This is a genomic window from Flavobacterium selenitireducens, assembly GCF_014748335.1.
In the GTDB taxonomy this organism is placed as follows: Bacteria; Bacteroidota; Bacteroidia; order Flavobacteriales; family Flavobacteriaceae; genus Flavobacterium; species Flavobacterium selenitireducens.
Map to the genome: position 1 here is coordinate 355,108 of NZ_JAAVIY010000002.1, position 12,321 is coordinate 367,428.

A 12,321-nucleotide genomic window follows, 5' to 3' on the forward strand; every position below is an offset into this window, starting at 1 on the left:
TAGGTTTTACGCGATCGATTTTATTTCGGACGGACGGCGGACTACCAAACGCATATCGTCACGTCAGCAAATACTGTTTCTTTCCCACGGGAAACCGCGGCTCGCTTTTGGAAATTGCAAGTAGTTTCAGGATCAATTCTCGAATTTTATCAGGGTCGGACGGTTTGATCGCGTAATAATGAGCGCCCATCGCGTAACAGTAATCGATCATTTCTTTGTTGGAATTCGTCGAAAGGATGACCAAACGCGAGATTTTGCTCACATGCGGGATGATCTTGACATGCTTCAGGCATCCCAACCCGTCGACAACGGGCATGTTGAGATCGATTAGGATCAATCGCGGGGCGTCGTCCCCGTTGAGCCGCCTGATGAGTTCAAGACTCGAGGTGAATTGTTCCAAGGTGACTTCCGGCGCGGTTTCGGCGACGATATCGGCATATACCGAAAGATCGTCGAGGTCGTCGTCTACGTGGAACCATCGGTTATTGGCAAAATCAGCGGGAGAATTCATAATATCGTGTCAGCTAGGAAAGTAAAATTCAGACGTCGCAAGAGTGGCGTGAACCCACTTCAAACGAAACATCCACACCAAAGCTAACGTGACATGCCTTCTCCCGGATTATAACTTGTGCCGAAATCGATTGTATGATTTCGATGCTGATTCCCCGTGTTTACTTTAAAGTTTCCGACTTTATGGAATGCAAACGATGGAGACGATTTCCCGGCCGCCACATATTTTTGGAAGCGGAGGGAAACCGGCACATCTGCCCGCGAAATTAATACCGCCGGACAGGCAGGACCCAAATGTTGTTGATGGTCTTTGGTTGGGCGGGAAAAATGGAATACGTTGGAGGCGGACTATCGAAACTAACTACTTTTGCGTATTCGGCGTTGGTTTGGGTAGACGTCCAGAACGAATTGCCTAGGAAAATGCCCATGTCCTGCATGGCATTCGCTGCCGTGAGCATCTCTTGGCTCGACGGTAGAAACCAGTCCGATTTCCCGCCGATTGTCGCATTCAGGCATAGTTTTGCAGCGCAGTTCGCCTGCGTGACGTTGGATGCGATCACATTCGAATTGTCGAGGCCTGAACCGAACGCATCGAAAGTCCCGGAAACAAACGAATTGTTGCCCCACGCGCTGCCTGTTGTCTGACTCGGGTTGTAGCTTAACGTTTCCGGATAAACCTCAAGGTAGCGCCACGAATCTTGTGTGACGCCTTTGTCGTAAAAGACGTAACCGCCGCCCGGACCAAAATATCCTGTCGTCCTGAACTGCTTTTGCTCACCGTAGCTCGCGCCGTTATTTGTGTTGAGGTAAGATCTTACATAATAGACCGTATTCGGGAGCAGGTTCGTTACCTCCATTTCATACGTATCGGGTCCGTTGACCAACTCCGAGACTAAATTGTCGTTTATCGTAGGATTTTGATCTGTTCCGTACACAAAGCCAACATGTACAAGTTCCTGGTCGAGCTTTTCGCCTTTCAGCAAAGCACTCGTCGTAAGGATGTTGGTTGTTTCAAGGGTCACGACCAATGCTCCGGTCGTGAAACTAAGTACGTTGCCAAGTTGCTCTCCCGTCAGGTTGCGCGCATATGCACGGAAATAGTATTGGGTGTTGGGCAAAAGGCCGGAAACCGTGATCGAGAATTCGCCGGTCTGGTCGGAATTATCGACGATTATTTCGCTGTTGTTGGAAGTAGGATTGGGATTCGTACCGTAAATGATACCATGTTGTTGTAAACTTGAATTCCCGCTCGATGTGATGTTGCCTCCCAAGATGTAAGTCACGGGATTAACTGGTATCGCCTCTGAGGTTACTACCGTTGGGCTCGTGGGTGAGGGTTCTGAAGGAGTGTCGTCACCGCCTGAGCAGCCGTAAAGAAACGTCAAAAAGATAGCCAAGATTGAGAAACCGGGCAGTTTAAAGAAGCGTTTGTTTGTTTTCATGTAAGTTTATATAAATTTTGACGATAAAAATAGCGCACCAACGCCACGTCGGGCTGATGGAGATTAATAGAAACAGTCATGTCCGAGCGCCAGGCGAACGATGATTACGGTGTGAATTTTTTTTTGGAAACTTTGTCGTGGGGCAATATAGGAATAAAAACGTGTTCAGCTGCAAACTGTTATCCATCGAAATTGAAAATGCGCCTTGGCGGAAGAAAGAAAAAGTAAGTCTTGAATTATGACCCTCGAAACCCTCGAAACCATCTGCAGCGCGATGCCTCACGCCCACGAAGAAATAAAGTGGAAATCTGACCTTGTTTTTATGGTCGCATCGAAAATGTTTTGTCTTGTCGATTTGGAATCGGTGCCGATGTCCGTTGCCTTTAAAGTGCCCGACGACCGTTTCGATGAGATATCGACCCAACCCAACTTCAAACCCGCGCCATATTTCGCCCAACACAAATGGGTGACGATCATAGACATCGGCAAGGTTTCTTCGGAGGAGTTTGAGCGCCATGTCAAAACATCGTACGAACTTGTAAAAAGCAAGCTCACAAAAAAAATTCGCGAAGGACTGACGCAAAACTTGTAACGGGAGACAAATTGCGCCAAATCCCACATCCGGCCAACACCCTCGCGATTTTGCGCACTGTAAGCGTCACATCACCGGTACGAAAACGTTCGCGCCACCTTAACAACACTACATCAAAACCAGTGATTTCGCCCATAAACACAAGGTGTTGGACACGCGATCTCAGCCCGTTGTTGCATCCGTCCAAAAAATAAAGGTGTATGGTTTTTATATCCGGAATTAAGGATTTGGAAACCAAACAAGCCGTATTTTTAGGGACTAACCAAACAAACATGAAAAAAAGTCTACTGTATTTTTTGAGGAAAATGCCCTTGCTTATTTCGTTGCTCCTTATCCCGAATTTAAATCTGAACGCCCAAATCCTGACCAATGGCGATTTTGAAAGCGGCGGAAGCGGACTCGGCTTCATGGTGCACGATTACACCCAGATAAATCCCGTAAACGGCACAAGTACGCCCGGTTTTTACGCCAGGACGACGAATCCTGCATTGATGAATACGACATTCACCGCAGGAGGGGATCACACCACGGGCACGGGCAACATGCTCGTTTTCGACGGCTCGCTGCTAGCCAACCGCTTTTTTTGGACGACGGGAAACACCGGAGGCGCTATCGGCGGATTCACGGCCGGAACGACGTACACGTTCAGCTTCTGGATCAAATCCGTATCGAACGAAGTTACTTCAGATGAGGCCACGAGAGCCAGCATCGGCATTTTCTTCGTCAATGCGAGCAACATCAATCCTGCGAACCAAAACTTTTTGGCGCCACTGCCTTCCGAAGGTTGGGTTAACATTCAATATTCATTTGTGGCAACGGCCAACAACGCCATGGTGCGGTTGAAGACCAACAATCCCGGTCCCGTAGGGAACGACTTCGCGATAGACGATTTTTCGATCACCGAAGGCGGGTTGCCGTTCGCCGGTTCCTTTGCCTTCGTCAACCCGACCTGTCCCAACGGAACGGACGGCTCGATTACCGTAAGCCTTACGGGCGGAACGCTGCCTTACACGATTTACAACCTGACGGGAACCGCAACCCAAACCAGCAACAACGGGATTTTTACCGGGCTTGGTGAAGGAACCTACGACATATCCGTATCCGATTCAGCCGGGCAGCAGTATACGCAAACGGGCATCGTCCTGGCCGCTCCCAACAGCCTGCAGGTGAATGAGCCTATCTCGATTTGTGCAGGAACGCCGACATCGTTGATGGCAACCGGAGGCACAGGTTCCTATACTTGGACAGCCAATCCGCCCGACGCCTCGATTTCGGATCCGAACAGCGCCACACCAACCGTAAGCCCTACGGTGACCACGACGTATACGGTTTCGTCCGGAGCGGTTTCTTCTGCGGTAAATCTTATCGAAAATGGCGATTTTTCACAAGGCGATACATTGTTCGTAACGGAGTATTCGTTCATTGCAGATCCGAATCCTTTCGGCGTACAAGCCTCGTATAGCATCGCGACCAACCCAAGTGCGTGGTTCGCACCTTTCGCTTCGTGCGGCGACAATACGACCGGCAGCGGTAATATGCTCGTGTTTGACGGATCTGTTGATCCTACCGGAAACATCATCGCCTGGAGCAATCAAAATGCGGTAACGGTCCTTCCGAATACCGATTATACATTTTCGTATTATGTGGCTTCGGTATCGCCTGAAAGCCCCGCGCGACTCGAAGTGCGAATCAACGGTGTGTCCCAGGGCAATCCCGTGACGGCTCCTGGCGCGACATGTTTGTGGACACAGGTTTCCTATAACTGGAATTCGGGTTCGGACACTACGGCCAACTTTGGCATTTACGACAAGAATTTCGCAAGCGGAGGGAATGATTTCGCTCTAGACGATATCACGTTCAAAGAGGCCACGACCTGTCTTTACCAAAAAAGTGTAACGATTACCGTCACGCCGGGAACGGTTCCGGTATTTGACGCGGTAGCTCCGATTTGTCCCGGTGGCAACCTTAACGCTTTGCCCTTAACCTCCAACAATGGCATTGCGGGAACTTGGTCGCCGGCTTTGAACAACATGGCCACGACCGTCTATACGTTCACTCCGACGCCCGGCCAGTGTGCTTCACCGGCAACGTTGACCATATCGGTAAATCCTGCGGTAACGCCTGTTTTTACTGCAATAAGCCCGATTTGCTCCGGAAGTACGTTAACCGCCTTGCCAACAACATCGAACAATGGGATTTCCGGGTCTTGGTCGCCTGCCTTGAACAATACCGCTACCACTACTTATACGTTTTCTCCAGATCCGGGACAATGCGCATCGACGGCAACCTTGACGATTACCGTCAACCAGGCCGATCTGCCTGATTTTGCAGAAGTAGCTCCCATTTGTTCAGGTGGAATGCTTGGCGCGCTTCCGACGACGTCAGATAACGGAATTTCCGGAACCTGGTCGCCTGTTTTGGACAACACCACGACGACTACCTATACGTTTACGCCAGATCCGGGTCAATGTGCTTCGACCGCGACGCTGACGATAACGGTGCTCGACGCGCCTGACTTTACGTTTACCGAAGGGTGCAACGGCATCAGTTACACGTTGAACGCCGTGCAGGATGATGCGTCGGGATCATTGTATGCCTGGTTCGACCCGTCAGGAACGCAAATCGGCAATACGGCATCGGTCGTGATCCAATCACCGGGCATTTATGAGCTTGTCGTTACCCAAAACGGGTGCAGCACGCGTAAAAACACGAATGTCCTTTCCGCCGCGTGCCAGATCCAAAAGGGAATTTCGGCCAACAACGACGGAGCCAACGACAATTTCGATTTGGCGGGCTACAATGTCAGCCAACTGAAGATATTCAACCGATACGGAACCAACGTGTATTCCAAAGCGAATTACCAGAACGAATGGTTCGGCCAAAGCGACAATGGAAACGAATTGCCGGACGGTACGTACTATTACGTGATCGACTTCGCTGACCTGAAGACCAAGACCGGATGGATCTACATCAACAGGGCGCAATAGCATAATTTTTCGGGAAATGGGGATTGGCCGGCAAACTGTTCATGTGAATGAGGACAGGGCGTCGACCGTCCCCATTTTATTTTGCCGAACCGGTCGCAATCCCGACAAAAACAAAGCCCTCGAATTCGCTTCAGGGCTTTTTCTTCATCCGGTTGTTTCGGCTGCTCCAAACAACAAAAAAGCCGCCATTTCGGGCAGCTTTCCTGGCTAGTCAAATAATAGATAGTGTCTGATTTGTTTTTTCGATGTCTCGGTCATTTAAAATAACCGATTAAACCGCACTTTTAGACGCCCGAACAACTTTCCCCGGCCCTATTGTAATCTGAAATCATCAAATTCGCGAATTCGCGGCAATAACCTTTTTAATCGCTTCAAAATACCAGAAACCAAGCAAAACTCTTAAGCATCCAAAAATCCAGATATTTCGACGCCCTGACAGGGTTATAGAACTGTCACCTTGCAATTACCGGAATCCATCAAATTCGCGAATTCGCGGCAATAACTTTTTTAATCGCTTCAAAGTGCCAGAAATCAAGCAAAACTTCGAAGCATCCAAAAACCAGATACTCCGACACCTTACAGGGTTATAGAACTGTCACCTTGCAGTTACCGAAATCCATCAAATTCGCGAATTCGCGGCAATAACTTTAATCGCTTTAAAGTACGAAAATCAAGCAAAACTCCCGAAATCCTTATAAAATTGTAACATCCAAAAACCAGATATTTCGACACTCTACAGGTTATAGAACTGTCACCTTGCGGTTACCGGAATCCATCAAATTCGCGAATTCGCGGCAATAACTTTAATCGCTTCAAAGTTCCAGAAATCAAAAAAATCTGAAGCATCCAAAAACCAGATATTTCGGGCACCCTTACAGGATTATAGAACCTGTCACCTTGCAGTTACCGGAAATCTATAAAATTCGCGAATTCGCGGCTATAACTTTAATCGCTTCAAAGTTGCGGAAATCAAGCAAAACTCTGAAGCATCCAAAAACCAGATATTTCGACGCCCTGACAGGATTACAGAACCTGTCACCTTGCAGTTACCGGAATCCATCAAATTCGCGAATTCGCGGCAATAACCTTTTTAATGGCTTCAACGGTACCAGAAATCAAAAAAAACTCTGAAGCATCCAAAAACCAGATATTTCGACACTCTACAGGTTATAGAACTGTCACCTTGCAGTTACCGGAATCCATCAAATTCGCGAATTCGCGGCAATAACTTTAATCGCTTTAAAGTACGAAAATCAAGCAAAACTCCCGAAATCCTTATAAAATTGTAACATCCAAAAACCAGATATTTCGACACTCTACAGGTTATAGAACTGTCACCTTGCAGTTACCGGAATCCATCAAATTCGCGAATTCGCGGCTATAACTTTAATCGCTTCAAAGTTGCGGAAATCAAGCAAAACTCTGAAGCATCCAAAAACCAGATATTTCGGGCACCCTTACAGGATTATAGAACCTGTCACCTTGCAGTTACCGGAATCCATAAAATTCGCGAATTCGCGGCTATAACTTTAATCGCTTCAAAGTTCCAGAAATCAAAAAAAATCTGAAGCATCCAAAAACCAGATATTTCGACACTCTACAGGGTTATATCCTGTCACCCTTTTAAATTGTAACAGGGTTCGTTTTAGCGAATGCCGAAGACTTCAAAAAATGCATAAAATCGTCGCAAATACAGCCACCGGTGAGAATTTAGAGGTGTCGATGTTTTCGATCCGGATTATTCCGACAACTCGAATTCCCCTTTCAATCGAATGTCTTCGGAAGAGGCCCCGACCATTACGTCGAAACTTCCCGATTCTGACTTGAACTCGAGGTTTTCGTGATAGAACGCCAGTTTTTCGTCGTCGATGGTAAAGACGATCGTCTTGCTTTCTCCCGCCGATAGTTTGATCTTACGGAAGTCCTTCAACTCCTTGACCGGCCTTACGATAGAAGCCACTTTGTCGCGCAGGTAAAGCTGCACCACTTCTTCTCCGAGGCGTTTGCCGGTGTTGGTAATCGTAACCGATACTTCCAGCTTGTCGTTTTTTGCCATCGTATTTTTCGAAAGTTTGAGGTCGGAATACTTGAACGTCGTGTAGCTCAAACCGTAGCCGAAGGCGAACTTTGGCGAATTCTGCAAATCGATGTAGGCCGAAACGTAATTTTTGTCGTCTTCGTTCTTGGCCGGTCGTCCCGTGCTCATGTGGTTGTAATAAATCGGAATTTGTCCTTCGGTTCTCGGGAAGGTCATCGGCAGTTTTCCTGACGGATTGTAATCGCCGAAAAGTACGTCTGAAATGGCATTGCCCGCCTCAGATCCCAACCACCACGTATAAACGATCGTCGGCATGTTATCGGCAGTCCAATTGAAAACCAACGGACGTCCGGCATTGATGAGGACTACGATCGGCTTACCGGTTTTTTGCAGTTCTTTGATCAATTCTTCCTGAACGCCAGGCAAACCGATTGAGCTTCGGCTTTTGGCTTCCCCGCTCATGTCGTGTCGTTCCCCTACGCTGAGGATCACAACGTCAGACTGGTTGGCCACGTCAACAGCCTCCTTGAACCCAGACTTATCGGGACTTGTGATACCGCAACCTTTGGCGTAAAGCAACTTGGTGTTTTTGCCAACTTTTCGCTCCAGACCTTCCCATTGGGAAACGATGTAACTCGAGTCGACATCTTTGAGATCGATCGCCCAAAAACCGTGATTGGCTCGTTTGAGTTTGACCATAGGCCCGATGAATCCAATCGTCTTGGTCGCCTTGGAAAGCGGCAGTGTATTGGCCTCGTTCTTTAACAAAACGATACTTTTGGCGGCAATCTCACGCGCAGCCTTGGTATTTTCCGGATTGTTTAGTTCTTTTTGCTGGCGTTTCGCATCGCTGTAACGGTAAGGATCGTCGAACAATCCCATTTCGAATTTCTTGCGCAGGATGCGTTTTACGGCGTCGTCGATGAGACTTTCGGACACTTTTCCTTCCTTGACCAATTCGGCCAGGCTGTAGCGATAGGAATTACTTTCCATATCCATGTCGCTTCCGGCTGTGATGGCTTGATAAGCCGCTTCTTTTTTGTCTTTGCTGTAACCGTGGTTGATCATTTCGCCTATCGATCCCCAGTCGGAGACCACGAAACCGTCGAATTTCCACTTGCCTTTCAGGATGTCGCGTTGGATGTGTTTATTTCCCGTGGCCGGAATCCCGTTGATATCGTTGAACGAGTTCATGAACGTGGCGGCTCCGGCGTCAAGTGCCGATTTGAACGGCGGCAGGTAGGTTTCCCAAAGCGCTCTTTCGCTAACGTCGACCGAGTTGTAATCGCGCCCACCAATTGCGGCTCCGTAAGCGGCAAAGTGCTTCACGCAGGCCATGACGGAATTCAGGTCACCCAATTTGTTGCCCTGGAAACCTTTAACGCGGGCATAAGCGATCTTGGAACCGAGATAAGTGTCTTCCCCCGCACCTTCCATTACGCGTCCCCAACGCGGATCGCGCGAAATGTCCACCATTGGGGCAAACGTCCAGTGAATGCCACTCGCAGCCGATTCCCGGGCGGCGATGCGTGCACCTAGTTCGATAGCGTCGAGGTCCCAGCTCGCGGCCTCCGCCAACGGTAGCGGGAACGTGGTTTTATAACCGTGGACGACGTCCAACCCGAAAAGCAACGGAATCTTCAGCCGTGACTGCATTGCCAGTTCCTGATAGCCGCGTGTGTAGTTTGCGCCCAGGACATTAAGCATCGAACCGATTTTTCCGGCTTTGATCTCCTCTTTTTTGTTCGGATTCATCGTCAACGGGCCCGTCACGGCGTGGTCGCCTGTGTATTGGTTGAGCTGTCCGATTTTTTCTTCGAGCGTCATTTTGGCCAACAACTCGTTTACTTTTTGGTCAATGGATTTTTGCTGGGAAATCCCTGAAAAGGAAATCAACAGCAGCATTAGCGATACGTGCTTTTTCATTTGTGTGATGCGATTTACAACCATGCGGAACGATCCGGCATTCCGGCATTCCGGCCTTTCTCATTTGTGGAACTGTCGGGTTTTACTTGTAGACTTTGACGTAATCCACAATCATTTTTTGTGGAAACGGCGTCTGGTCGGTTGGAAATCCGACATAATTCCCGCCAATGGCAACGTTGAGGATCAAAAAGAAATCGTGGTCGTACACCCATTCACCCGGAACATCGTTTTTAGAAATGCGCTTGTAGAGGTAGTCATCAACGAAAAAGTCGATTTTGCTTTCGGACCATTCCACTGCAAAAACGTGGTACTCGAGGTCAAATCGGCCGTTTTGCAACGCAAAAGTGGAGGAAATGGCGTTGCCTGCCGAATAACCCGGGCCGTGAACCGTTCCGTGGATGATGCTGGGCTGTTGGCCTTTCAGCTCCATGATGTCGATTTCGCCACATTGCGGCCATCCCACTTCGCCCACGTTGGCACCAAGCATCCAGAACGCCGGCCAGATTCCAGGTCCGTAAGGCGTTTTAAGGCGCGCTTCAAACCGTCCGTATTTCTGGGAAAAGAGATTTTGCGTCTTGACACGGGCCGAGGTATACGAGTTGCCGTTTTTTATTGCCGTGATCACGAGATTTCCGCTTCCGTCAAGGGAAACGTTTTCCGGATTGTTAGTGTAGTTTTCCAGCTCCTGGTTGCCCCAGCCGCCGTTGTTTCCGAGGTCGTATCCCCATTTCGTAGCGTCCGGAAGTTGGCCTGCTGTTCCTTCGAAATCGTCGCTCCAAGCCAGTTGCCAGTTGCGTTTTCCGACGTCCTGCTTGTCGTCCTCGTTACATCCCACAAGCGATATCGAAATCACGGACAAGGCGGCGATCGCCAGTCTTTTGTTGCGGCTGTTGTATTTTGAAAAATAATTCATTTTGTAATTTTTTAGTTGTTAGACGTGGCTACAGATTAGTTTCGGAACAAAATATTGTCGAAATAAATGTCGCCGTTGCCGTCGAATTTCAATTGGATCACATCTGCCAGGTTCACCGGTGCGAACGATGATAGCGGAATGTCGATGCTGTTCCATCCGGCTGTGGTAGGAACCGTAAGCGGGATCAGTTTTTCGACAGGACCTGTAGAGATGAGGTAGACGTTCAACGCGTTCGAGTTCGCTGAATAAAAATCGAGGTGAAGGAAGTTTTTCCCCGAAACATCGAGGCTGCCCGCCAATTGCAATCCCTGGTAGTTGAGGTTGCCGTAACGCAACGTGTTGTTTCCTGCGATCGGCACTTGGGTAACCGCAGTGACTTGTCCCCAATTCGGGTTGAGGTCGGAACCTGCCAAATTGGTGTAGCTGTCGCTGAAGATCGAAATGACATCTGCGGCCGGGTAGGTCGGGACAGGCGCCGCTACCGTAGGAACCGGAGGAATAACGCTCCCGTCGTTGACGAAATAAATGTTGTCCGCATAGAAATTCGTGATGTTGTTTCCTACAAATATAAGTTGGGCAAGATGGGCACGGCTTGCGAGCGCACCAAAATTGGCCAGCGGAATGTTCAGGCTGATCCAGTTTTGTGAAACGAGAGTAGGCGCGGTGAACGTTACCGTGGCGTTCGTGTCGTTTCCTCCGCCGAGCGCCCCGTCTGCTCCGGCGTCAAGCAATTGCACCTGGAACGTGGCTCCGGCAGGAAGCGCGTTGGGAATGTAAACGTCGAGACGAAGATGGGACATTCCCGAAGCATTGATCGTAGGGCTTGAAAACTCGATTCCGACGAAGTTGAAGTTCGTGTAGTTCAGCACGTTGTCTGTCCCGACGGTAAAATCGGCAGACTGCGTTGTTTGGTATGGCGCCCAAAAACCATTGTAATAATTGACAGGCACATTTTGGTAAGCGTCGCTGAAAATAGAGATTACACTCGCCGGGCTTGCCGTAGGAGTAGGGGCGTGCACATAAGCTCCGGATGAATTGATCGTAAGCGATCCCAAAGCCTCGACACCGCCAACCGTAGCCGTGATGACAGCGGTTCCGGCGCCAACCGTAGTCACGGTCCCTTGTTCGTTCACCGTCGCGACAGCTTCATTTGAAGAAGAAAACGTAAAGTAAGCCGGCGTGACGTTGACCGATTGGTTGATCCCGTTTGGCATATTGAAAGCGGTCACCAATCCGTCGATAGTAGTGGTAACGCCTGCGTAGGACGTTTGCGTAAGATTTTGCCCGCTTAGGATTTGCGGTTGCTGAGGCGTGATCGTCCCGAGCTTTTCAAAACGTATTTCATCGATCCAGAACGTATACCCGGCTCCGTTTTCAGGGCCTTCCGAAATAAAGAACATGCCTTTTTCCGCAGTTAGTTTTGCGGCGTCGGGAATTGGGATGATGTATTTTTTCCAGGCCGTCGAAATCGGCATTCCCGTGATGGACGCCTGGTATTTGTTGTCGCCGAAGTCGTTTCCGAACCCGATGACATCGATCGAGGCAGCCGTCGTACTCTTGGCCCAAAACGTCAACGCGTCATATCCGCTAAGGTTGCGTCCGACGCTTGTATAGAACGAGCCTCCGGCATAAGCGCCTGAAGGGTCGTTCACGTTTGGCACGTCAAAGCGCATCGAAGCCGCGGAGTTGTTGTAAGACACGTCCGTATCGACCTGGAATGCATCCGCGACAGCGCCTCCGTACGCCGAGTAGATGAGCCCCGGAGTGAACGTATCGATGAACACTTCCGGATTTTTGGAATATGAAGCTTCCCTTAAGTCAGCGTCATCGTTTTCGCAACTGAAAGCGGCAAGCACAATTGTCAACAACGACAACTGGCAGGCAAATTTGGTATTGAGATGTATTTTCATAGT

The 12,321-nt window shown here is 49.2% G+C and carries 7 protein-coding genes; 2 read left to right on the top strand and 5 right to left on the bottom strand.

Annotated features, from left to right (window positions below):
• Positions 1-58: 58 nt before the first annotated feature.
• Positions 59-511 carry a response regulator gene (locus HC229_RS05120; RefSeq protein ID WP_191019385.1) on the bottom strand — a complete coding sequence of 151 codons (453 nt, stop codon included), beginning with the start codon at positions 509-511 and terminating at the stop codon, positions 59-61.
• 265 nt (positions 512-776) lie between these two features.
• Complete coding sequence (locus HC229_RS05125) at positions 777-1,952, bottom strand: NDNF family FN3 domain-containing protein (RefSeq protein ID WP_191019386.1); 1,176 nt, start codon at positions 1,950-1,952, stop codon at positions 777-779.
• Positions 1,953-2,190: 238 nt separating this feature from the next.
• Here HC229_RS05125 and HC229_RS05130 point away from each other — a divergent pair, with 238 nt between their 5' ends.
• Positions 2,191-2,544, top strand: coding sequence for an MmcQ/YjbR family DNA-binding protein (locus HC229_RS05130; RefSeq protein ID WP_191019387.1), 354 nt, complete (start codon positions 2,191-2,193; stop codon positions 2,542-2,544).
• A 272-nt stretch (positions 2,545-2,816) separates the two neighbouring features.
• On the top strand, positions 2,817-5,531 hold the full coding sequence (locus HC229_RS05135; protein ID WP_191019388.1) for a T9SS type B sorting domain-containing protein: 2,715 nt from the start codon (positions 2,817-2,819) through the stop codon (positions 5,529-5,531).
• 1,738 nt (positions 5,532-7,269) lie between these two features.
• On the opposite strand, the gene HC229_RS05140 is transcribed toward HC229_RS05135, so the two are convergent.
• From HC229_RS05140 to HC229_RS05150, 3 genes are all read right to left on the bottom strand, one after another.
• The gene (locus HC229_RS05140) at positions 7,270-9,495 is read right to left on the bottom strand and encodes a glycoside hydrolase family 3 N-terminal domain-containing protein (protein ID WP_191019389.1); all 2,226 of its coding nucleotides are present in this window, start codon (positions 9,493-9,495) and stop codon (positions 7,270-7,272) included.
• A gap of 82 nt (positions 9,496-9,577) precedes the next feature.
• Positions 9,578-10,408 (bottom strand): glycoside hydrolase family 16 protein, encoded by an 831-nt coding sequence (locus HC229_RS05145; RefSeq protein WP_191019390.1) that lies wholly within the window; start codon positions 10,406-10,408, stop codon positions 9,578-9,580.
• 35 nt (positions 10,409-10,443) lie between these two features.
• Positions 10,444-12,318 carry an Ig-like domain-containing protein gene (locus HC229_RS05150; RefSeq protein ID WP_191019391.1) on the bottom strand — a complete coding sequence of 625 codons (1,875 nt, stop codon included), beginning with the start codon at positions 12,316-12,318 and terminating at the stop codon, positions 10,444-10,446.
• Positions 12,319-12,321: the final 3 nt, after the last annotated feature.